The organism is Achromobacter aegrifaciens (assembly GCF_902859965.1).
GTDB lineage: Bacteria > Pseudomonadota > Gammaproteobacteria > Burkholderiales > Burkholderiaceae_B > Achromobacter > Achromobacter aegrifaciens.
In genome coordinates this window covers 1,320,877-1,343,215 of the sequence record NZ_CADIKO010000001.1, presented here as the reverse complement: position 1 = coordinate 1,343,215, position 22,339 = coordinate 1,320,877, and the positions used below count along the sequence as shown (strand labels likewise).

Annotated in this window: 23 protein-coding genes; 18 read left to right on the top strand and 5 right to left on the bottom strand. The window is 65.8% G+C overall.

What is annotated here, in order from left to right; all coding sequences use genetic code 11:
* Positions 1-26: 26 nt before the first annotated feature.
* Positions 27-788: a hypothetical protein gene (locus HV793_RS06220; protein WP_119449865.1), complete on the bottom strand. Its 762-nt coding sequence runs from the start codon at positions 786-788 to the stop codon at positions 27-29.
* A 235-nt stretch (positions 789-1,023) separates the two neighbouring features.
* On the opposite strand from HV793_RS06220, the gene fghA reads away from it, so the two are divergent.
* The 3 genes from fghA (at position 1,024) to rpoH (ending at position 3,770) form a co-directional block, all read left to right on the top strand.
* Positions 1,024-1,890, top strand: coding sequence for an S-formylglutathione hydrolase (gene fghA, locus HV793_RS06215; protein ID WP_175212844.1), 867 nt, complete (start codon positions 1,024-1,026; stop codon positions 1,888-1,890).
* Between the two features lie 93 nt (positions 1,891-1,983).
* Positions 1,984-2,673, top strand: a complete 690-nt coding sequence (locus HV793_RS06210) for a hypothetical protein (protein ID WP_175180352.1) — start codon at positions 1,984-1,986, stop codon at positions 2,671-2,673.
* Between the two features lie 212 nt (positions 2,674-2,885).
* Positions 2,886-3,770, top strand: a complete 885-nt coding sequence (gene rpoH / locus HV793_RS06205) for an RNA polymerase sigma factor RpoH (protein ID WP_054455457.1) — start codon at positions 2,886-2,888, stop codon at positions 3,768-3,770.
* Between the two features lie 343 nt (positions 3,771-4,113).
* Here the strand turns inward: rpoH and cpdA are convergent, their stop codons facing one another.
* Positions 4,114-4,953, bottom strand: coding sequence for a 3',5'-cyclic-AMP phosphodiesterase (cpdA, locus tag HV793_RS06200; RefSeq protein ID WP_054455455.1), 840 nt, complete (start codon positions 4,951-4,953; stop codon positions 4,114-4,116).
* Positions 4,954-5,137: 184 nt separating this feature from the next.
* Here cpdA and HV793_RS06195 point away from each other — a divergent pair, with 184 nt between their 5' ends.
* Positions 5,138-7,852: a cation:proton antiporter gene (locus HV793_RS06195; protein ID WP_054455453.1), complete on the top strand. Its 2,715-nt coding sequence runs from the start codon at positions 5,138-5,140 to the stop codon at positions 7,850-7,852.
* Between the two features lie 42 nt (positions 7,853-7,894).
* Here HV793_RS06195 and HV793_RS06190 read toward each other — a convergent pair whose 3' ends face one another.
* On the bottom strand, positions 7,895-8,707 hold the full coding sequence (locus HV793_RS06190; RefSeq protein ID WP_054455451.1) for an NUDIX hydrolase: 813 nt from the start codon (positions 8,705-8,707) through the stop codon (positions 7,895-7,897).
* A gap of 288 nt (positions 8,708-8,995) precedes the next feature.
* On the opposite strand from HV793_RS06190, the gene coxB reads away from it, so the two are divergent.
* The 5 genes from coxB (at position 8,996) to HV793_RS06170 (ending at position 13,170) form a co-directional block, all read left to right on the top strand.
* A complete protein-coding gene (coxB, locus tag HV793_RS06185) occupies positions 8,996-10,153 on the top strand; it encodes a cytochrome c oxidase subunit II (protein WP_054455449.1) in 1,158 nt (385 codons plus the stop codon).
* Positions 10,154-10,257: 104 nt separating this feature from the next.
* Positions 10,258-11,865 carry a cytochrome c oxidase subunit I gene (ctaD, locus tag HV793_RS06180; RefSeq protein WP_054455447.1) on the top strand — a complete coding sequence of 536 codons (1,608 nt, stop codon included), beginning with the start codon at positions 10,258-10,260 and terminating at the stop codon, positions 11,863-11,865.
* Positions 11,866-11,896: 31 nt separating this feature from the next.
* Positions 11,897-12,022 carry a cytochrome oxidase small assembly protein gene (locus HV793_RS31040; RefSeq protein ID WP_013390977.1) on the top strand — a complete coding sequence of 42 codons (126 nt, stop codon included), beginning with the start codon at positions 11,897-11,899 and terminating at the stop codon, positions 12,020-12,022.
* 9 nt (positions 12,023-12,031) lie between these two features.
* Positions 12,032-12,256: a DUF2970 domain-containing protein gene (locus tag HV793_RS06175; protein ID WP_013390978.1), complete on the top strand. Its 225-nt coding sequence runs from the start codon at positions 12,032-12,034 to the stop codon at positions 12,254-12,256.
* Positions 12,257-12,294: 38 nt separating this feature from the next.
* Positions 12,295-13,170 (top strand): cytochrome c oxidase subunit 3, encoded by an 876-nt coding sequence (locus tag HV793_RS06170; protein WP_042795688.1) that lies wholly within the window; start codon positions 12,295-12,297, stop codon positions 13,168-13,170.
* Between the two features lie 101 nt (positions 13,171-13,271).
* Here HV793_RS06170 and HV793_RS06165 read toward each other — a convergent pair whose 3' ends face one another.
* On the bottom strand, positions 13,272-13,472 hold the full coding sequence (locus HV793_RS06165; RefSeq protein ID WP_175212843.1) for a twin transmembrane helix small protein: 201 nt from the start codon (positions 13,470-13,472) through the stop codon (positions 13,272-13,274).
* Positions 13,473-13,511: 39 nt separating this feature from the next.
* Between HV793_RS06165 and HV793_RS06160 the strand changes: the two genes are divergently transcribed.
* The 5 genes from HV793_RS06160 to HV793_RS06140 all read left to right on the top strand — a co-directional run bounded on the left by HV793_RS06160 (position 13,512) and on the right by HV793_RS06140 (position 17,626).
* On the top strand, positions 13,512-14,318 hold the full coding sequence (locus tag HV793_RS06160) for an SURF1 family protein (RefSeq protein ID WP_175212842.1): 807 nt from the start codon (positions 13,512-13,514) through the stop codon (positions 14,316-14,318).
* 90 nt (positions 14,319-14,408) lie between these two features.
* Positions 14,409-14,990 (top strand): SCO family protein, encoded by a 582-nt coding sequence (locus HV793_RS06155; RefSeq protein ID WP_054455444.1) that lies wholly within the window; start codon positions 14,409-14,411, stop codon positions 14,988-14,990.
* A gap of 71 nt (positions 14,991-15,061) precedes the next feature.
* A complete protein-coding gene (locus HV793_RS06150; RefSeq protein WP_175213158.1) occupies positions 15,062-16,096 on the top strand; it encodes a COX15/CtaA family protein in 1,035 nt (344 codons plus the stop codon).
* Between the two features lie 13 nt (positions 16,097-16,109).
* The gene (cyoE, locus tag HV793_RS06145) at positions 16,110-17,003 is read left to right on the top strand and encodes a heme o synthase (protein WP_054455442.1); all 894 of its coding nucleotides are present in this window, start codon (positions 16,110-16,112) and stop codon (positions 17,001-17,003) included.
* Between the two features lie 17 nt (positions 17,004-17,020).
* A complete protein-coding gene (locus tag HV793_RS06140; protein WP_119449869.1) occupies positions 17,021-17,626 on the top strand; it encodes an SCO family protein in 606 nt (201 codons plus the stop codon).
* Positions 17,627-17,644: 18 nt separating this feature from the next.
* Here the strand turns inward: HV793_RS06140 and HV793_RS06135 are convergent, their stop codons facing one another.
* Positions 17,645-17,863 (bottom strand): DUF3717 domain-containing protein, encoded by a 219-nt coding sequence (locus HV793_RS06135; RefSeq protein ID WP_054455439.1) that lies wholly within the window; start codon positions 17,861-17,863, stop codon positions 17,645-17,647.
* 131 nt (positions 17,864-17,994) lie between these two features.
* Between HV793_RS06135 and HV793_RS06130 the strand changes: the two genes are divergently transcribed.
* The 4 genes from HV793_RS06130 (at position 17,995) to HV793_RS06115 (ending at position 22,308) form a co-directional block, all read left to right on the top strand.
* Positions 17,995-18,672 carry a glycine zipper 2TM domain-containing protein gene (locus tag HV793_RS06130; RefSeq protein WP_119449870.1) on the top strand — a complete coding sequence of 226 codons (678 nt, stop codon included), beginning with the start codon at positions 17,995-17,997 and terminating at the stop codon, positions 18,670-18,672.
* Positions 18,673-18,712: 40 nt separating this feature from the next.
* Complete coding sequence (locus tag HV793_RS06125) at positions 18,713-19,474, top strand: PhaM family polyhydroxyalkanoate granule multifunctional regulatory protein (protein ID WP_175212841.1); 762 nt, start codon at positions 18,713-18,715, stop codon at positions 19,472-19,474.
* Between the two features lie 75 nt (positions 19,475-19,549).
* Positions 19,550-20,923 (top strand): bifunctional UDP-N-acetylglucosamine diphosphorylase/glucosamine-1-phosphate N-acetyltransferase GlmU, encoded by a 1,374-nt coding sequence (gene glmU, locus HV793_RS06120; RefSeq protein WP_054455432.1) that lies wholly within the window; start codon positions 19,550-19,552, stop codon positions 20,921-20,923.
* A complete protein-coding gene (locus HV793_RS06115) occupies positions 20,896-22,308 on the top strand; it encodes an MFS transporter (RefSeq protein WP_119449872.1) in 1,413 nt (470 codons plus the stop codon). Before glmU ends, HV793_RS06115 begins: the two co-directional genes overlap by 28 nt.
* Positions 22,309-22,339 lie beyond the last annotated feature (31 nt).

Genomic DNA, 22,339 nt, shown 5'->3' with positions numbered 1-22,339 from the left:
AACCCGCCGTTCAGGCGGGTTCGTAATCAGGAAGAGGTCGACGTGGGCGTCGTGGTGGGCGGCGCAGAACTGGGTTCGGCATCGGACGACGCTGCGGCTGGCTTCTTGCGCGGACGTCCGCGCTGGCCGGGAGCAACCCGGCGGCTGGCAGTATGGGCCAGACTGGCAATGAAAGCGGGACCGCCCAGCGCCCATTGTCCGGAGACCGCCTGGTCGATGCGCTGGGTTTCCTCGCGCGACAGGCCGTCCTGCAAGCGCTTGCGGTAATTGGCCTGGCGGTCGAACGGGGTATTGCCACAGGCCCAGTAGTCCGCGTGGTCCGATTGCCACTGCGCTGGCGCGGCGGTGGTGTTGCCGGTATGGCTGGAAGCGGAGGACCACGGCCAGGAATCGGGATCCTGCGAGGCGCCGCTGCGCACCGGATAGGTTTCGAGCCAGACCAGCGATGGCAGCACCCAGGCGCCCGGTTCCAGCAAGGCGGATCGGTAGCGACCGGCGAAGACCCGGCCGCCGCGCAAGCGCGCCGCCAGGTTGCGGCCCAGCGTCTGCATCAGGCGCGGCAGGCCTTCCTCGTCGGCGGGCGTGGCCAGCAGCAGGATGCGGTCGTTGGCAAGCAGCCAGCCGTGAACCGAGACTCGGTGGCGTTGGGCGGATTCGCCCAGCCACGTGGCCAGTTGATTCAGTATGTCGGCCGGCGCGGGTTGCGACGGCGCCGCCAGCGGCTGGATGAAGTTGGCCTGCACCAGTTGGGGCAGCCCAGGGGCGTACAGACGGGGCAGACGGGCCATAGTGTCAGGACTTGCGTATTTGGAAGAACGGGTTGTCTTCGCTCACGGTATATAAATAGTGCCACGGTGGGCGCTGGTCAAGTCCCGTGATCATGGTCAGGGCAGGAAATCGCTTTTTTTCTGTCGTTCGTACCCTATAAAGCCCAGGTTAACATTCGGCGACGGAACGTCGTACCGTGGATATCCCCTAATCCGCGAGACGTTTTTTTCGCATCATTCCGATCGGAGGAAAGCAATGGCAGTCGCCCTGGAACTCATTTCGCAGCATCGCTGCTTCGGCGGCTGGCAGCGCTATTACCGCCACGAGTCCGCGGAGATCGGCCTGCCCATGCGCTTCTCCGTCTACATTCCGCCGCAGGCCGAAGACGGTCCGGTCCCGGTGCTGTTTTATCTGGCCGGCCTGACCTGCACGGAAGAGACCTTCATGATCAAGGCGGGCGCCCAGCGGCTGGCTGCGGAACTCGGTCTCATGCTGGTCGCCCCGGATACCAGCCCGCGCGGCGCCAACGTGGCTGGCGAGGACGAAAGCTGGGACCTGGGCTCGGGCGCGGGCTTCTACCTGGACGCCTCCACCCCGGCCTGGCGGGACCACTATCGCATGTACAGCTACGTGACGCAGGAACTGCACGGCATCGTCACGGGCGAGGCCCTGCCCGGCGACGCGTCGCGCACCGGCATCTTCGGCCATTCCATGGGCGGCCATGGCGCGCTGGTGCTCGCGCTGCGCAACCCCGGCAAGTTCCGCTCGGTGTCGGCATTTGCGCCCATCGCCGCGCCCAGCCAATGCCCCTGGGGCAAGAAGGCGTTCGGCGCCTATCTGGGCGACAAGACAGAGGACTGGGCCGCTTACGACGCGTCCGCACTGATGCGCGGCGCCACCAACCCGTTTCCCGCCGGCATCCTGATCGACCAGGGCGAGTCGGACCAATTCCTGGCCGAACAGTTGTATCCCGAGGTATTCGAGGCCGCCTGCGCCGCTGCGGGCCAGCCGCTGGACCTGCGGCGCCACCCGGGCTATGACCACGGCTACTACTTCATCTCGACGTTCATCGAGGATCACATCCGGTTTCACGTCGAGCGGCTTGGAAAACCGGCGCCCTGAGGGCGCGCTTCTATACTGGCGGGCCTGCCGCGGCAGGCTGCTTGCGCGCCCCGGCGCGCCCCCTGCGGTCTGTGCTCAATAGGAACGCCTGATTTGATCAACGGAATCGCTCCCTTCGTCTGGATACTGCTGGGCGCCGTCGTCGTCCTGCTGCCGGGCATCGTCATGCTGCTGGGCCGCGGCGGCCCGCGCGACGAGCGCGGCCGCAGGGTGTTCCAGTTCCGGCCGGTGCGCCGCCTGTTCGGCCTGATGCTGGTGCTGCTGGGATGCGTGTCGGGCCTGCTGGCCCTTTCGCTGGTGCAATTCTTCCGCCTGACGGCCGACGAGCCGGTGGCGCATGTTGAAGTACGCCAGGTGGCCGACGGCCAGTTCCAGGTCAGCGCCAGCGCGCCTGGCACGGGCACCAGGCAGTATGTCCTCTATGGGGACCAGTGGCAGATCGATGCCCGGGTCGTGCGCTGGCGGCTGCCGGCGCTGATGGCCGGCGTGCCGCCGCTATACCGGCTGGAGCGCCTGTCGGGCCGTTATAGCGATGCCGCGCGCGAGGCCTCCGCCACGCGCTCGGTCCACGCGCTGGATGACTGGCCGGCGCCGGACCTGGCATCGTTGAAGAAGAATTTCCCGAACTGGTTCCCGTTCGTCGATGTCCAATTTGGCAGCGCTGCGTACATGCCGCTGTTCGACGGCGCCCGCTACCAGGTGCTGATGGATCCGCGCGGGGCGCTGTTCGTGCGGCCCGACGGCGAGGCTACGGCCGAAGGCTTGAAGCGCCTGGGTTGGTAGGACAAGCCGCGGCCGCGCCCGGATTCAGGGGCTGGCCATCTGCCGCCAGCGCTCGGTTGCCCACGGCGGCGCCCCACTCTAAAAAATAAACGGGGACATAATGCGACGAATGAAACTTTGACGCGCCGCAATAGTCGAATTAGCACTCCCAATACTAGAGTGCTAACATCGAATCCATGTCGTTATCCCTTCGCCATCCGGAGACCCCCGCTATGAAGCAACCCAGTACCTCGTTGGCCGCTTCCGGCAACGCCCTGGCGTTGGCCATTGCCAATCCGGGCGCACTTGGCACGATCGACGCTTATATCTCCTCGGTCAACCGCCTGCCGGTCCTGTCCGCGGAACGTGAAACCGAGCTCGGCCGCCGCCTGCGCGACCAGGAAGACCTGGGCGCCGCGCGCGAACTGATTCTGTCGCACCTGCGCCTGGTGGTGTCGGTGGCGCGCCAGTACCTGGGCTATGGATTGCCGCATGCCGACCTCATCCAGGAAGGCAACGTCGGCCTGATGAAGGCCGTCAAGCGTTTCGACCCCGAGCGCGGCGTGCGCCTGGTGTCATTCGCCGTGCACTGGATCAAGGCTGAAATCCACGAATACATCATCCGCAACTGGCGCCTGGTGAAGGTCGCGACCACCAAGGCCCAGCGCAAGCTGTTCTTCAACCTGCGCAGCATGCGCCCCGACGGCCAGACGCTGGATCCGGAACAGGTCGACCACATCGCGCGCGAACTGAACGTGCGCCGCGAAGACGTGAGCGAAATGGAAGTGCGCCTGTCCGGCCGCGACATGTCGCTTGAAAACCAGGACGATGACGACGACAGCTACGCGCCCATCGCCTACCTGTCCGACGAGGGCCGCCAGGAACCCACCCGGGTGCTGGAACGCGCCGCCCGCGACCAGTTGCAAAGCGCCGGCCTGACCGACGCGCTGCAAGCGCTGGATCCGCGTTCGCGCCGCATCGTCGAAGCCCGCTGGCTGCAGGACGACGGCGGCGCCACGCTGCACGAACTGGCCCAGGAGTTCGGCGTGTCGGCCGAACGCATCCGCCAGATCGAAGCGGCCGCCCTGAAGAAGATGCGCGGCAATCTTGCCTCTTGAGACGGTTGCCGAACCATGCGAAGGGCCGCGATCAGCGGCCCTTTTGCTTTTCTGGTGGGCCGCGGCCGCACATGAATAAATTGATACAAATTTGGGCTGAAATTTTGCGCGGCGCGAGAAACTTAATGAGGATCGCACCGCCTAACTTCATGTAGACCGCGAACTTCGGTTAGCAGTCTTGTCATCCGTCTCGGCTTCTCCTCTTTCCCCTCCCCTATGAGACGGATGCTTGCGGGGCACCATGCATATCTGGTGCCCCGTTTTTTATGCGCGTCCGGTTCGCGCATGCAGCCGACTCAAGCGGCAAACGCCGTGCGCTGACGGAGCAAGAGGCGCGGCCTGGCTAGGCCGCCTGGGCGTTGTCCGCGGCCGTCCTGGCGCCATGCCACAGCGCGTCCTGCACGCGCCGCACGCCCGTTGCCATCGAACCGTCCTGGTACAGCTTGATCCAGCGGTAGCCGGGCGCCATGTTGTCCACCACATGCTTGCCGTCGCGGATGCTGAACTGGAAGCAGGTCGAGGGCGTGGCCAGCATGCGCAGATTGTGGCGGCGGCGGTCGAACTCGTGGTGCACATGGCCCCACAGCAGCACGCGGACCTGCGGCCAGCGCGTCAACAGCTTGAACAGGGCCTGGGGGTTGTCGATCATCATCGAATCATGCCAGTGGCTGTCGATCTGCATGGGGTTGTGATGCATGGCGATCAGCGTGTGGCGGCCCGGAGCTTCGGCCAGCGCGGCCTCCAGCAGATCGAGCTGGCTCGCGGGCAGATGGCCGGCGTTGGAACCGGGCACGGTGGTGTCCAGCGCGACCACGCGCCAGGCGCCCACGTCCGTCACCGGAACCGACCATTGCGGCAGTTCCTGGCGCATCACGGCCGGCAGGTCATGGTTGCCTGGCAGGCAGCGGATGCTGGCCTGCGCCAGGGCGGGCGCCTCGGACAGGACGCGCGCCAGCCGGCGATAGGCCGCGGCCTCGCCGTCCTGGGACATGTCGCCGGTCGCCAGCAGCAGATCGGGGTGCTTGCCGTCCGCCTCGATCTGGCGCAGCACCGCGCGCAGGCTGGCGTCCGTGTTGACGCCCAGCATCGAGGTTTCAGGTTCGCCAAACAGATGGCTGTCGGTCAGCTGGACCAGCATGGCGGGCGCATCGTCGCGCCGGGTCAGGGAATGGATCCGGGCCAAGTGCCGCTCCTGCAAAGTTTGTGCGATTCCACATTACCCAAAAAACATGGCGCGACGCGTATCGCTTGTCCGCATTGGGGTAACGAAACGTGCATTCTCCTCGATTCCTGGCAGTTCCTGCGCCGGTCCCGGAGGAAAAAGCCGCTATTCTTGTGGAACTTCACATAAGCTCCGCCCACAGAACATGGATGTAGGTTTTCTCGTATTCGGCCTGGCAGGTCTGCTGACGCTGGTCTGCTTCATGCCGCCCCTGGCCGGCCGCCTCAAACTGCCCTATTCGGTGCTGCTGGCCATTGTCGGCTGTCTGCTCGGCATCATCGTGCACGTTCACGGCTGGGCGCCCAGCTGGATCGGTGACTTCCTGGATTCGCTGGAACGCTTCGAGATTTCGTCCGAAACCTTCCTGATGGTGTTCCTGCCGGTGCTCCTGTTCGAGACCGCGTTGTCCATGAACGTGCGGCGCCTGATGGACGACATCGGCCCTATCCTCATGATGGCGATCGTGGCCGTGGTCGTCTGCACCGTGGTGGTCGGGGTCACGCTGGATGCCATTTCGCCCTACGGGTTGGTGGTCTGCCTGCTGCTGGGCGCCATCGTCGCCACCACCGACCCCGTGGCTGTGGTGGGCATCTTCCGCGAAGTGGGCGCGCCCAAGCGCCTGACCACGCTGGTCGAAGGCGAAAGCCTCTTCAACGACGCGGCCTCCATTGCCTTGTACTCCGTGCTGTTGGCCGTGCTGGGCGGCCATGGCGAACTTACCGCCAGCGGCATCTTCAACGACTTCATCGTGCACTTCATCGGCGGCGGCGTGGCGGGTTTCGCCATGGGCCGGCTGGCTTGCTTCCTGTTCGCCTGGCTGCGCGGCTTTCCCACCGCGGAAATCACGCTGACACTGACGCTGGCCTATCTATCCTTCTTCATTTCCGAGCACTACCTGAACGTGTCGGGCGTGGTCGCCACCGTGATCGCCGGCCTGGTGGTGGGCTCCACCGGCCGCACGCGCATGTCGCCCACCACGTTCGAATACTTGTCCAGCGCCTGGGAGCAGTTCGGCTTCTGGGCCAACTCGCTGATCTTCCTGTTCGCGGCCATGCTGATTCCCAAGCTGATGGCGGCCGCCGACTGGCAGGAACTGGCGCTGGTGGCGGTGGTGTTCGTTGCCACGCTGGTCGCGCGCGCGATTGTGGTCTTCGGCCTGCTGCCCTTGCTGGGGCTGACCCGGCTGGGGACCAAGGTCAGCAATCCTTATAAGGTCGTCATGCTGTGGGGCGGCCTGCGCGGCGCCGTCTCGCTGGCGCTGGCGCTGGCCGTGACGGAGCAGACCGGGGTGGCCGAAGAGGCGCGCCAGTTCATCGCGGTGGCCACCACCAGCTACGTGCTGCTGACCTTGTTCATCAACGGCATCAGCCTGCGGCCGCTGATCCGCATGCTGGGCCTGAACCAGTTGTCCCCGGTGGAGCGCACCATCCGCAACCAGGCCCTGGCCGTGGCGCTGGAAGATCTGCAGGGCAAGACCGAAGAGGTCGCCAAGACCGAGCATATCGGCACCGAGGTCCGCGACCGCATCCGCGCCGTGTTCGACGCCAGCCTGACCAGCGTGCACGACGGTCAGGTCAGCCAGATGACGGACGACCAGCGCGTGGCGGTGGGACTGGCCATCGTGGCGCAGCGCGAAGAGGAAATGTTCTTCGACATCCTGAAGGCGCAGATCGTGGACTGGCGCATGGCCGAAACCTTGCTGGCGCGGGCCGAACGGCTGGAGGACGCGATCCGGCTGGGGGGCATTCCGGGCTTTGAGCGCGCCATCGTCGCCGACGTGCGCTATTCCACCGGTTTCCGGCTGGCCTTGCGCCTGCATTACCTGTTCGGCTTCCAGGGCTGGCTGGCGCGCGAACTGGGCCAGCGCTTCGCCAACCTGATGAGCAAGCGGTCGGTCGCGCAGCGCCTGATTGCCTTCGCGCGCGAACAGATCACCCCCCTGCTGGGCGAGGAAGCCACGCAGCGCATCGTGTCCCTGCACCAGCGCCGCCTGGACCTGATCGAAAACGCCATGCAGGCCCTGAACCTGCAATATCCGTCCTACGCCCAGTGGCTGCAGGAAAGCTACCTGGGCCGCGTGGCCCGCGAAATGGAGCGCATCCGTTACCGCGACATGCTTGAGCAGTTCCTGATCAGCGGCGAGGTCTACGCCGACCTGATGGCGCAGTTGAAGAGCCGCTGGGCCCACATCGACAAGCACCCGCCGCTGGACATCGAAATGAGCGCGGCCGACCTGATCAAACGCGTGCCGCTGTTCGAAGGCCTGTCCGCCGATTCCTTGCGGGCCATCAGCAAGCTGCTCAAGCCGCGACTGGCGTTGCCGGACCAGCGCGTGCTGACCAAGGGCCGCCATGGCGAAGAGATGTGTTTCGTGGCCTCGGGCGCCGTGGCAGTGCATCTGCCGGACAACACCATGATCGAACTGGGCAGCGGCGAATTCTTCGGCGAACTTGGCCTGCTCGGTGAAGAGCAGCTGATGCCCGAGGTGACGTCGCTGGGCTACAGCAAGCTGCTGATGCTGTCCTCGCGCGATTTCCACGCCCTGCTGGCGCGCGACGAGCATCTGCGCGAACGCATCCAGGTCGTGGCCAAGCAACGCCTGCGCGCGATTGAAGTGTGGAAGCAGTTTTCGCAGGCCAATGCCGCGCCCGCTCCGGTCCCCGCGCCGGCGTCGGCGCCCAGCCCGGCACAGGCCGCCGAAGCCGCGGAAGCGGCGGGCGCGGCGTCCGGCACTGATACCCAAGCGGCGCGCGAGGCCGCGGGGGCGGATGCGCCGCCTGCAAGCGACCTCCCCGGGAATCTCGCCGGCAACGTCACTGACAACCCGGCGTTGGGCGAGCCGGGCATCGTTCCACGTTGATTCAGGGGTCGGGGCTGCCTGCGCAGCCCCGGACCGCGAGGCTCAGGCCGGGATCTCGCCGGCCGCGCGGCGCTGCATGATGTCTTCGACGATCACCAGCGCTGCTTCAAGCGTGAATTCGCCTTCCGCCACCTGGCGCACGGCCGTGGCCGCGTCGATGGTGGCGATCTCCATCACCTCGCCGTCCCGGTTGGCGGGGCGCACGTCAGCCGCAAGCACGCAGGTGCTGGTCAGGACATCCTCGACCTGATAGCCCTCGGGCAGGCGGCGATGGATACGCAGAATGGTGCGCAGGGGCGAACGCTGCGTCAGGTCGGGCGCGTCCAGCCCCGCCTCTTCGCCGCATTCGCGCACCAGCGCCAGTTCCAGGTCCTCGCGGCTGCCGGCCAGGCCGCCGACCAAGGTGTCCCACATACCGGGATCGGTGGATTTGCTGAGCGCGCGGCGCGCGACCCACAGGCGGCCGTCCGGCGTCCACGCATTCAGATGCACGGCCTTGGTGAGCAGGCCCAGCGGCCGCACCGCCGCGCGTTCGATCACGCCCAGCGGCTCGTCGCCGTCCAGAACATCCAGCAATTCGTCGCGCCAGCCGCGTAGGCAGTTGGCTTGGCGCAACAGTTGCGCGGCCTGTTCAAGCACGCCGTTCAGGTTTGCGCCGGGCTGCAGGTCCGCGCCGATGCGCAGGCTCGCGCCGTCCGTTGCGATGCCGGGCGCATCGCGCAATGCATCGCACGCCGCATGCGTGGCCCAGCCGCAGCGACGCCCCGCTATATATAAAGCGCGCGCGCCTTCCGGGGCGGGCTCTTGCGCGCGGGCGCGCAGGTCGGCGTACAAGTCGGACAACTGCTTGGGCATCGTGAAACCGTGGTGATGATGTTGCCGACGATTTTATGCCACCCTGTTTACGGCGCGTGGTCAAGGGGCGCGGCCAGATGGGGGCGGGCCGGATGAATTCAAGGGCACTAACTTACATCTGTTTGCGCGTCCGCTATAATCCGCCAGTTTCTTTGTGATTTCGAGTGGGAACGACAGGGGCCGCTCTATCTCCCCGTCACGCCCTACCATCTAATAATTGCGCGTTGCCCGGTTCCGGCGACTTCCGCCACTAGCGAACGGACCTTCGCGCCGTGTTTCGAGGTAAGCATGAAGAAGTGGAGAGGGATACTGGGGGCTTGTGCGATGCTGATTGGCAGCGTGGCAGGTGCTCAGGTGCAAGACATGCCCGGCGGCCCGAAGGTCAATCAGCTCAACCTGCATGAAGGCGTCACGGCAATTTCTCGTGACATCATGTGGTTGCATTGGATGCTGCTCACGATCTGTATCGTGATCTTCATCGGCGTCTTCGGAGTGATGTTCTACTCCATCTGGGCGCACCGCAAATCGCGTGGCCACAAGGCCGCGACCTTCCATGAACATCTGGGCGTGGAAGTCGCCTGGACCGTCATCCCGTTCATCATCGTCATCGCCATGGCGCTGCCGGCCACCAAGACGGTGGTTGCGATGAAAGACACTTCCAGCGCCGACCTCACCGTGAAGGTCACCGGCTACCAATGGAAGTGGGGCTACGAGTACCTCGACGGCTCGGCCACCGGCATCAAGTTCCTCTCCACGCTCTCGACCCCGCGCGCTCAGATCGAGAACCGCGAACCCAAGGGCGAGTTCTACCTGATGGAAGTGGACAACCATCTGGTCGTCCCGGCGAACAAGAAGGTCCGCATCGTGCTGACCGCAGCCGACGTCATCCACTCGTGGATGATTCCGGACTTCGGCGTGAAGCAGGACGCCATCCCCGGCTTCCTGCGCGACACCTGGTTCAACGCCGACAAGCCCGGTATCTACCGCGGCCAGTGCGCGGAACTGTGCGGCAAGGATCACGCGTTCATGCCCATCGTCGTGGAGGTCATGGCGCAGGCCGACTACGACAAGTGGGTTGAAGACCAAAAGAAGAAGATGGCGGCAAACGCCGACGATCCCAATAAAGAGTGGACGGAAGCCGAACTGGTTGCCCGCGGCGAAAAGGTTTTCGCGGCGAATTGCGTTGCCTGTCACCAGGCCAACGGCAAGGGCATCCCGGGCAGTTTCCCCCCGCTCGACGGAGACAAGGTTGTTCTGGGCCCGAAGGCCGAACAGATCAACACCGTGCTGAAGGGCAAGCCCGGCACCGCGATGGCGGCATTCGGCGGGCAGCTCAACGATGTCGAAATCGCAGCGGTCATCAGCTATACGCGCCATGCCTGGAGCAATGCAGGCAAGGGGCAGGACCCGACGGTTCTACCGAAGGACGTGCAGGCTGCGCGCTGATTGCGCGCGCCTCGGCACACCCTCGCAGAACCGGTTCCGTTTAGTTAGAGATACCCTGCCGGCCCCGTCGATCGGGCCCGGCACTCAGCAGGAAGGAGTCCATCATGAGCAGCGTCACTGTAGACCACGTGTCGCCGGGCCACGGCCACGGTCACGATGACCACCACCACGCCATCCCCACCGGCTGGCGCCGCTGGCTTTTCGCCACGAACCACAAAGACATCGGGACGATGTATCTCATCTTCTCGTTCGTCATGCTGCTGGAAGGCGGCACGCTGGCACTGCTGCTGCGCACCGAGCTCTTCGAGCCGGGCCTGCAGTTCTTCCGCCCCGAACTCTTCAACCAGTTCACCACCATGCACGGCCTCGTCATGGTGTTCGGCGCGGTCATGCCGGCCTTCGTGGGCTTCGCCAACTGGATGATCCCGATGCAGATCGGCGCCTCCGACATGGCGTTCGCCCGCATGAACAACTTCAGCTTCTGGCTGCTGCCGGTGGCCGCGATCATGCTGACCGCCTCGTTCTTCGTGCCCGGCGGCGCCACCGCGGCCGGCTGGACGCTGTACGCGCCGCTGTCGCTGCAGATGGGCCCCGGCATGGACCTGGCGATCTTCGCGCTGCACATCATGGGCGCCTCGTCCATCATGGGCGCGATCAACATCATCGTCACGATCCTGAACATGCGCGCGCCCGGCCTGACGCTGATGAAGATGCCGCTGTTCTGCTGGACCTGGCTGATCACCGCCTTCCTGCTGCTGGCCGTGATGCCGGTGCTGGCCGCTGCCATCACCATGGTGCTGACCGACCGTCATTTCGGCACGGGCTTTTTCAACGCGGCCGCCGGCGGCGACCCGGTGCTGTACCAGCACGTGTTCTGGTTCTTCGGGCACCCCGAGGTCTACATCATGATCTTGCCGGCGTTCGGTATCGTGTCGGCCATCGTGCCCGCGTTCGCCCGCAAGAAGCTGTTCGGCTACGCCTCGATGGTTTACGCGACGGCTTCCATCGCCGTGCTGTCCTTCATCGTGTGGGCGCACCACATGTTCACCACCGGCATGCCGGTCACGGGTCAGCTCTACTTCATGTACGCCACCATGCTCATCTCCATCCCGACCGGGGTGAAGGTGTTCAACTGGGTCGCCACCATGTGGCGCGGCTCCATGACGTTCGAGACCCCCATGCTGTTCTCGATCGGCTTCATCTTCGTGTTCACCATGGGCGGTTTCACCGGCCTGATCCTGTCGGTGGCCCCGATCGACATCCAGGTCCACGACACCTACTACGTGGTCGCGCACTTCCACTACGTGCTGGTGGCGGGCTCGTTGTTTGCTCTCTTCGCCGGCGCCTACTACTGGGTGCCCAAGTGGACGGGCCGCATGTACAGCGAAAAGCTGGGCAAGCTGCACTTCTGGTCGACGCTGATCTCGTTCAACGTCACTTTCTTCCCGATGCACTTCCTGGGCCTGGCGGGCATGCCGCGCCGCTACGCCGACTACGCCGGCCAGTTCACGACGTTCCACCAGATGGCCACCATCGGCGCATTCTGGTTCGGCCTGTCGCAGCTGATCTTCCTGTGGGCGATGGTGCGTTGCTACATGGGCAAGGGCGAACCCGCCGCGGCCAAGCCGTGGGAAGGCGCCGAAGGCCTGGAATGGACCGTGCCGTCGCCGGCGCCGTTCCATACGTTCGAAACTCCGCCCGAAGTGAAGTAAGGCAGCCTTTCATGTTTCAGGTAGCACAGCAATGACACCCGAGCAGCGCCGCCGCAACAAGATCGCAGGTCTGGTCCTGCTGGCATTCGTCATTGCCGTGTTTGCCTGGACCGTGCTGCGCGGCTCGGCCCTGCTGTCGGGCGTCGCTGTCAGTTAGGCGCGGGCCATGAGCGACGACCTGCGCGAAACCTCCCAGCGCAAGCTGAGTTTCCTTCAGACGATGAAGGCGGTGGCGTGGGGGTTCTTCGGCGTGCGCAAGGGGGCGGGCCATCGGGAAGACGTCGCCAAGCTCAACCCGGTCCATGTGATCGTGGCGGGGCTGCTGGCAGCGGCTATCTTCGTTACTGTGCTGGTATTAATTGTGCGTTGGGCCGTTTCCAGCCTGACTTGAATCACTTAATTCTATAAATCTGTACCAGGGAGAAAGCCATGAGTGCAAGCCACTCGGTTCAAGGTAAAGAGGCACCGTATTACTTCGTGCCCGCCGACTCGGGTCATCCCGTGCGTACGGCTGTGGCGCTGCTGTTCATGGGCCTGAGCGCCGCGGCCTGGATCAACGGCGTCAGCTGGGCCAAGTGGACCCTGCTGGCGGGCTTCATCGGTTTGATCGTGGTGTTGTACTACTGGTTTGGCGACGCCATCCACGAATCCGAGATCGGCCTGAACAGCAAGCGCATCGACGGTTCCTACCGTTGGGGCATGAGCTGGTTCATCTTCTCGGAAGTCATGTTCTTCGCGGCGTTCTTCGGCGCCCTCTGGTACACGCGCACCATCACCACGCCGTGGCTGGGCGACATGGACCACCGCCTGATGCTGTGGCCCGACTTCCAGGCCGTGTGGCCGAACTTCGGTCCTGCGGGCGTGGTCGAGCACTTCCAGACCGTCGGTCCGTTCTGGCTGCCCACCATCAACACGGCGCTGCTGCTGAGCTCCGGCGTCACGCTGACCATTGCCCACCATGCGCTGCGCGAAAACCATCGCGGCAAGACCATCTTCTGGCTGCTGGCCACCGTGGTCCTGGGCTTCGTCTTCGTGGCCTGTCAGGCTTACGAATACCACCACGCCTATACCGAGCTGAACCTGAAGTTCAATTCGGGCGCCTACGGGTCGCTGTTCTACATGCTGACGGGCTTCCACGGCTTCCACGTGCTGCTGGGCGCCACCATGCTGACGGTCATTCTGATCCGCCTGATCCGCGGGCATTTCACGGCCGACCATCACTTCGGTTTCGAAGGCGCCGCCTGGTACTGGCACTTCGTGGACGTGGTGTGGCTGGGCCTGTACCTGTTCGTGTACTGGTTCTGATCGTTACGCGGAACCAATGAAGCGCGCCAGTTCTTGTGCGAGAACTGGCGCGTTTTACTCATCTACGATCGTGCACTTGCGGGAACCCGCGGCCCGTATGCCTATCTAAGGCCTGTGCTTTCGATCCAGCCCATGTGATGGGCGAACAGCACGAACAGGAACAGGGCCACCGATAATCCGATGCGCACCGTCAGCGCGGTGACCGTTCGGCTGGTGGTTCCCTTGTCCCGCATCAGGTAGACCAGGGCCGATGCCAGGCTGGCCAGAATCCCGATAAAGGCCAGGACGACGAAAACGCGCATGGTGGTCTCCGGACGAATCAGAGTAGTTATTGTAGAAATATGGCCCGACCGCATTCAACCCGATACACGGTAGCCGCCTTGCTGTTGCTGGGTGCCGCCGTGGTCATCCTGGCATCGCTGGGGCAATGGCAATTGCGCCGCGGCGATGAGCGACGCGCCATTCTGGCCGCTATCGAAGCGGGCCGCAAGCAAGCGCCGCTGCCCTTGAGCCCGGCTACCGACCCCGCCGATATGACTGCCTGGCGTTCGGCCCAGGCTACCGGGGTCTGGCTGCCGCAATTCAGTGTACTGCTGGACAACCGCAACCATGACGGCAAGCCCGGCTATTGGCTGGCCACGCCGCTGCTGCTGGACGCCGATGCGCGCCGCGCCGTGCTGGTGCTGCGCGGCTGGATTCCGCGCGTCATGGGGGTTCAGGGCCAGGGCCCCTCGCAGCCGCCGCTGCCCGTCACGCCCGAAGGGCCGCAGACGGTGATGGGCGAGCTGTCGCCTCGCGTGCCGCGTCTGTTCGAGATCTGGTCGCTGGGAGGGTCGGAGCAGTCCGCCTTGCCGGCCTCGCTGCCCGTGGCGGGCGGCGTCTTGCCGCAGGTGCAGAACCTGCCGCTGGACGCATACGCCAAATCCACCGGCCTGGCCCTGCTGCCCACGGTGCTGTCGCAGGCCGCGGGCAACGCGGACGATGGCTTGGTGCGCGACTGGCCGCAGCCGTCCGTGGACTTTCAGCAGAACACGTCCTATGCCGTACAGTGGTTTGCTTTTGCCTCGATTGCCGCCGTCGCATGGCTGGTGGTGCTGGGGGGCGCCATCCGGCGCATGCGGCGCGCGCAGAACGCGCCGGGCGCCTGACCGGGACGCCGACTCTTAACCCGCAAGACGACAGGATACAAAGTGGCTCGCGACCTTTCCTCTACCAAGCCCGCACGCAAGCGCTCCCTGATGCCGATGCTGCTGGTGTTCCTGTGCTCGCTCGCACCCATCGTCGCGGCGGTCGTGGTCTACATGAATCCGCAATGGTGGCCCGATGAGTCCAGCAATTACGGCGCGCTCCTGAATCCGCAGCGGCCCATGCCCGCGGCCGCGGAGTTGCGCCTGACCACGCTGGACGGCCAGCCCTTCGACCTGCAGAGCCTGAAGGGCAAATGGTTGCTGGTGGCCGCCGATGGCGGGGCCTGCCCGGAAAGCTGCGCCCGCAAGCTCTTCATCGCGCGCAACAGCCATGCCAGCCAGGGCAAGAACGTCGACCGGCTGGCGCGCGTCTGGTTCATCACCGACGATGCGCCCGTGCCGGACAAGGTGCTGGAAGCCTACAAGGGCACGGTCATGGTGCGCGCCAATCCAGACCAATTGGCGCGGTTCCTGCTGGCGCGCGATACTGCGGCGGGCCAGCCCGGGCTGGAGGCGCCGATCTGGGTGATCGACCCGCTGGGCAACCTGATGATGCAGTACCCTGCCGAGGCCGATGGCGTGAAGGTGCGCAAGGACATCAGCAAGCTGGTCTACAGCTCGAGAATAGGCTGAGCCTCGGGCTGGCATGGTTTCAATGCGTCGCGCGCATCGCGCGCGGCGTTGCAGATTGGATGTTTATGGAAATCGAACGCATCAAAGCGCGTTATCGCAAGCTTGTTTTCTTTACCTGGTTCCTGACGCTGGACCTCATCATGTTCGGCGCTTTCGTGCGGTTGACGGATTCCGGCCTGGGTTGCCCCGATTGGCCCGGCTGCTACGGCAGCGTGACGCCGCTGGGCGCGATGGGCGACATCCACGAGGCATCGCAGGCCATGCCTTTCGGCCCGGTCACCTTGTCCAAGGCCTGGATCGAAATGATCCACCGCTATGTCGGCACCATCCTGGGCATGCTGATCATCGGCATCGTCTACATGGCGTGGCGTTACCGCGGCCAGCTGGGCCGTTCGCCCAAGTTGGCCGTCGTGACGCTGATTGCGGTTTGCGTGCAGGGCGCGTTCGGCGCCTGGACCGTGACCCACAAGCTGATGCCCGTCGTCGTGACCGCGCACCTGGTGTTCGGCCTGTCGGTGCTGGCGCTGATGACCTGGCTGTCGGCGCGCGAGCGTCCGCACCTGGCCGTGGCGGCTGCGGCCGCACGCTGGAAACCCTGGGTGGCCGGGGGGTTTGCGCTGCTGCTGGTGCAGGTGACCCTGGGCGGTTGGGTCAGCACCAATTACGCCGCGCTGGCCTGCATGGATTTCCCCATGTGCCACGGAACCTGGGTGCCGGAAATGGATTTCCATGGCGGCTATTCGATCATCCGGGCCTTGGGCGAATTGCCATCGGGCGAGATGATTTCCCAGCCGGCGCTGACCGCGATCCACTGGGTCCACCGCAATTTTGCCTTCGTGGTGTTCCTGTACCTGGGCATACTGGCCTGGCGCCTGCGCGCCGAGCCCGGCCTGCGCGGACCGGCCACGCTGATGCTGGCGCTGCTGGGCGCGCAGCTGCTGACCGGCTTGACCACGATCTTTTTCCAGTGGCCGCTGTTGATCGCGGTGCTGCACAATGGAGGCGCCGCCGGCCTGACCCTGGCCGCGGTGGTGTTGATGGTGCGTTTGTCCACAGCTGGACGTGCGCCCGCCGGGGGCTACGGCCCCAATTCGGTGCGCGTTTAAAATAGGGCCCACTATGACCAGTATTGCCGCTCCCCAGCCCGGATTGTTCCGCCAGTATTTCGTCCTCACCAAGCCGCGTGTGACGCAGTTGGCGGTGTTTTGTGCCGTGATCGGCATGTTCCTGGCGGCGCCCGGCATTCCGGACATGCGCCGCGTGCTGTTCGGCACCCTGGGCATCTGGCTGCTGGCCGCGGCCGCTTTCGCCATCAATTGCCTGATCGAACAGGAAATCGACGCCCGCATGCTGCGTACCGCGCGCCGCGGCACGGCGCGCGGCACGATTTCGGCTTTCCAGGTGCTGAGCATGTCCGGCCTGCTGGGCGGCGCCGGCATGTTCGTGCTGTATCACCTGGTCAACCCGCTGACCATGTGGCTGACCTTCGCCACCTTCGTGGGTTACGCCGTCATCTATACCGTCATCCTGAAGCCGCGTACGCCGCAGAACATCGTCATCGGCGGCCTGTCGGGCGCCATGCCGCCCGCGCTCGGTTGGGCGACCGTGGCGGATTCGGTGCCGGCCGAGGCCTGGATCCTGGTGCTGATCATCTTCATCTGGACGCCGCCGCACTTCTGGGCGCTGGCGCTTTACCGCAACCACGATTACGCCAAGGCCGGGCTGCCGATGCTGCCGGTCACACACGGCAACCAGTTCACGCGCCTGCACATCCTCTTGTACAGCGTGGCGCTGGTCGCCACCACGCTGTTGCCCTATGCCATCCGCATGAGCGGCGAACTCTACCTGGTTTCCGCGCTGGTGCTGGGCGGCATGTTCGTTTCCTATGCATGGCGGCTCTATCGCGCCTACAGCGACGAGCTGGCGCGCAGCATGTTCCGTTTTTCCATTCTCTACCTGGCGCTGCTGTTCGGCGCCCTGCTGGTGGACCACTGGGTCGGCCTGCTGCGCTGATCCCCTGGAGGTTGTCGATGTCCGTGTTTTCCACCAGCCGCCGGCTGGTCCTGCGCCTGGGCGCAGCTGCTGCTTTCACCGCCGCCCTGGCCGCCTGCGGCGACAGCGCGCCCGTATTCAAGGGCAGCGACATCAGCGGCACCCAATTGGGTCGCGGCATGGAGCTGGTCGATTACAACGGCAAGACGCGCCAGCTGTCCGATTTCGCCGGCAAGGTGGTGGTCGTGTTCTTTGGCTTCACGCAGTGTCCGGACGTGTGCCCGACCTCGCTGGCCGAGCTGACCGAAGTCATGAAGAAGCTGGGGCCGGACGCCGACCGCGTCCAGGTGCTGCTGATTTCGGTGGATCCCGAGCGCGATACGCCCGAGGTCCTCAAGCAGTACGTCACCGCCTTCGATCCGCGCTTCCTGGGGCTGACCGGCACGCCGGACCAGGTAAAGAAGGCCGCCGCATCCTTCAAGGCCTATTACGCCAAGGCGCCGACCAAGGACGGCAGCTACACCATGGACCACACGGCCGCGTTCTACCTGCTGGACGGCAAGGGCGAATCGCGCGTGCTGGCCAACAACAACATCGGGGTGGAAGCCCTGACGCAGGATATCAAGGCCCTGCTCAAGGGCTGATCAGGCGGCCGTGCTGGCTTACTTGCCGGCGGCGGCCCAGCCGGCAAGCGCGGCGCGGGCCGGCTCGCTCAGTTCTGCGGCAGGGATCTCGCGCCGGTGCGCCATGATCATGAGCGCGTAAGGGGTGGCCAGCGCGGCAGCCTCGGGACACAGGCGGGATTCGTCGCCCACCGACGGCGAAATATTGCGCCAGTAGTTGATGGCCTGTTCGAGCTGGGGCAGGGTAATGGGATCCATCCGCCTATTGTCCACGAATGGGAATGGCTGTCCACCGGCCCGCGTCCTGCAAAGAAGCGTCACCATCGCAACACGCCGAAACCGTGCCTGGGTGCTATACCACTGCCGGTTAGTAACGATGGAGCATCGTCATGAATACATCCGCCAAAATTGAATCTGCGCGCCGCGCCATCCATCCCCTGGTCGCTGCCGCGGCGATCGCCGTCATCGTCATGTGTACGGTGGGCGTGGCCGCCGTGATGGGCTGGCTGCCCTCGCCTTCGGCCAACCCGCATGCCGACGAACCCGTGGCCGAGGCCGGTCCCGAAGACGCCAACCTGGCGCCCGCGCCGCAGGCCGCCGTGCCGCCCGCGCCCGCGCAAGGGGCGCAGGCGTCCGCTGCGCCACGTCCCCAGGCTCAGGCCCAGGCGCCGGCTCCCGCCCAGCGCCCCGCGCCCCAATCGCCAGCGCCGCAAGCCTGCGCCACCTGCGGCGTGGTGGAATCGGTCCGACAAGTGCAGGTACCCGTCAAGGACAATAGCGACCACCTCATCGGCACCATCGGCGGCGGCGTGGTCGGCGGCGTCGTGGGCAACCAGTTCGGCGGCGGCAGCGGCAAGACGGCCCTGACCGTGCTGGGCGCGGTGGGCGGCGCTTTGGCAGGCCGTGAAGTTGAGCGTAATATCAGACAGCAACAAACGGTGACGCACTATGAACTCACGGTGCGCATGAATGACGGCAGCACGCGCCAATTCCGCAGCGCGCAGCCGTTCGCTTTTGCGTCGGGCGATCATGTGCGCGTGGAGAACAATCAGCTGCTGCGCGGATGATCCCGCCTGCCGGCGACATCTGTCTTAGGGGAGACCAGGAATGAGCGACCAACACACGAACCCGTTCGTTCTGCCCGGCATGGGCCAGCATTCCGACCTGTCGGGCAACCCGCTCCTGGCCAGCATGGAAATGATGCGCCAGGCCTGGGCGGGCCTGACCGGACCTGGAGGCCTGGCCAGCAGCCTGCCCATGGCTCCCCCGATGAACCTGGAAGACCTGGACCGCCGCATCGCGGAACTCCGCTCCGTGGAAAACTGGCTGCGCATGAACCTGTCCATGCTGTCCAGCACGATCCAGGGCATGGAGGTCCAACGCTCCACCATCAGCACGCTGCGCGCCTTCGTGGACAGCGCCGCCAATCTGGACATGGGGGCCTTCCAGGACAGCGGCGCGGCTTCGCCGCTGGAAGTCGTGCTGGGCTTGAAGCCCGGCCCCAAGTCCGCGGCCAAGGCGACGGCCTCCAGCCCTGCCGCCGAAAGCGGCAAGGCCAAGGGCGAAGAGCCCGCAGGGCAGCAGCAATCCGCCGCGCCGGGCATGAGCGAACAAATGGGCGCCGCGGCGCAATCCGCTTCCAAGGCCTGGTGGGACCTGCTGCAGCAGCAGTTCAACCAGATCGCCGCTGCCACTGCGGCTTCCATGCCGGCGGCACCTGCAGCTCCTGGCGCCGATGCCGCGGCCAAGCCCAAGCCGGGCGAATCCAAGGCCGCGGCCGCGCCCGCAGCCAAGGCGTCCAAACCGGCGGCCCGCAAGTCCGCCGCGCCCCGCAAGGCCGCCAAGAAAACCGGACCGGACGCCAACTAGCGTCGGTCCTCTCTTTAAATCGTCGGGCGAGACGGCCGCAAGGCCTCTCGACCGCCACTCAACATACTGGAACCTATGCTTAACGTAGTAATTCTTGCCGCCGGACTGGGTAAACGCATGCAGTCCGATCTCCCCAAAGTTCTGCACACGCTGGCTGGCAAGCCGATGCTGGGCCACGTGCTGGACAGCGCGCGCCAACTGAAACCGGCGCGCATCATCGTTGTGGTCGGCCACGGTGCGGACCGCGTCAAACAAGCCTACGAAGGCCAGGCGGACCTGCACTTCGTGTTGCAGCAGCCGCAGCAAGGCACCGGCCACGCCGTGCAGCAGGCCGTGCCGCTGCTGCTTGAAGGCGATGGCAAGGACGACGTGACCCTGGTGCTGTACGGCGACGTGCCGCTGGTGCAGCCCGAGACCCTGCAGCGCCTGTTGGACGCGCGCGGCACTGGCGCCGCCGTGCTGACCGAGGTGCTGGCGGATTCCACCGGCTACGGCCGCATCGTGCGCGACGCCAGCGGCAACGTGTGCCGCATCGTTGAACACAAGGACGCCTCGGACGCCGAGCGCGAGATCAAGGAAGTGAACACCGGCATCCTCAGCGCGCCGACCGCGAAGCTGAAGGACTGGCTGTCCCGCATCGACAACAACAACGCCCAGGGCGAGTACTACCTGACCGACGTGGTCGGCCTGGCGGTGGTCGACGGCGTGCCGGTGGGCGCGGCCCAGCCCGGTGCGTCCTGGGAAACGCTGGGCGTGAACAGCCGCGTGCAGCAGGCCGAACTGGAACGCCGCTGGCAGGCCGAGCAGGCTCGCCGCCAGCTGGAAGCCGGCGTCACGCTGGCCGACCCCGCGCGCTTTGACGTGCGCGGCTCGCTCACCTGCGGACGCGACGTGTTCATCGACGTGGGTTGCGTGTTCGAAGGCCAAGTGTCGCTGGCCGACGGCGTGCGCGTGGGCCCGCACTGCGTGCTGCGCGACGTCAGCGTTGGCCCGGGCACGCACATCGAGGCCTATAGCCATCTGCAGCAGGCGCAGGTCGGCCGCGATGCGCGCGTCGGCCCCTACGCCCGTCTGCGTCCGGGCGCCGAACTCGGCGACCGCAGCCACGTCGGCAACTTCGTCGAGATCAAGAAGAGCGTGCTGGGCGAGGACAGCAAGGCCAACCACCTGGCCTACATCGGCGACGCCGACATCGGCGCGCGCGTGAACGTGGGCGCGGGCACCATCACCTGCAACTATGACGGCGTGAACAAGCACCGCACCGTCATCGAGGACGACGCCTTCATCGGCTCGGACACGCAACTGGTGGCGCCGGTGCGCGTCGGCCGCGGCGCCACGCTGGGCGCAGGCACCACCCTGACCCGCGACGCGCCGGCCGAGAAACTGACGGTGTCGCGCGCCAAGCAGGTCACCGTCGACGGATGGCAGCGCCCGGTCAAGAAATCGTGACGGGGCAGAGCGGAGAGGCGCCGGCCAACGGCGCCAAGCCCGCGCCGCCCGACGGCCTGCCGACGCCGCGCCGTTACTGGGCGGCGGCCACCGTGATGACAGGCATCAGCCTGTCGGTCCTGGACACCACCATCGCCAACGTGGCGCTGCCCACGATCGCCGTCGACCTCAACGCGTCGCCGGCCCAGGCGGTCTGGATCGTGAACGCCTACAACCTGGCGGTGGTGATGATGCTGCTGCCCTTGTCGGCGCTGGCCGAGCGCATCGGCTTTCGCCGCATGTTCACCTTCGGCCTGATGCTGTTCACCCTGGCCTCGCTGGGCTGCGCCCTGGCCGGCACGCTGTGGCAGCTGACCGCGGCGCGGGTGTTCCAGGGCATAGGCGCGGCGTCGCTCATGTGCATGTTCGGCGGACTGGTGCGCAACATCTACCCGTTGAAGCTGTTGGGACGCGGCATCAGCATCAACGCCACCACCGTGGCCATCATGTCGGTGCTGGGACCGACCATCGGTTCGGCCATCCTGTCGGTGGCGCCCTGGCCCTGGATCTTCGCCGTCAACCTGCCGATCTGCGCGCTGACGATGCTGGGCCTGCGGCATCTGCCGGAAGTGCCGCGCAACAACGTGAAGCTGGACTGGATCAGCGCGCTGCTGTGCATGCTGACCCTGGGCGTCTTCATTTCGGGCGTGGACATGATGGGCATGGACCTGCTGCGCGGTATCGGCCTGGTGGCGATCGCCACGGTCATCGGCCTGGTTCTGGTGCGGCGCGTGGGCAAGCAGCCAGCGCCGCTGGTGCCGGTGGATCTGCTGCGCATCCGTCCGCTGGCCTTTGCGGTAGGCGCCTCGGCCTGCACCTTCGCCGCGCAGATGGCGTCCTACGTGTCCCTGCCGTTCTATTTCCAGCAGGTGCTGGGGCGGCCGTATCTGGAAGTGGGCATGCTGATGGGCGCCTGGCCCGTGGGCACCGCCATCATCGCCCCGCTCGCGGGGCGGCTGTCCGACCGCTATTCGGCCGCCACGCTCAGCGGCATGGGCGCGGCGGCGATGGTGGTCGGCATGCTGTGGCTGGCGGCGCTGCCGGCCACGGTGTCGAACTGGCCCATCATCGCGGGCATGTTCGTGGCGGGGATGGGCTTCGGCTTCTTCCAGACGCCCAACAACCGCGCCATGCTGTCGGCCGCGCCCCGTTCGCGTAGCGGCGCGGCGGGCGGCCTGCAGGCCACCACCCGGGTCTTCGGCCAGAGCTTCGGCACGGCGCTGGTCGCGATCGCGTTCAGCATCAGCCTGGCCCATGGCCCTGGCCTGGCGCTGGTGCTGGGGACCATCTGCGCCGGGCTGGCGGTGGTGGTCAATACGGTTCGCTTCAGCAAGTTGCGGCCCTAGGGCGGTCCCGCGAGGCCGCCATTGTGGCGCC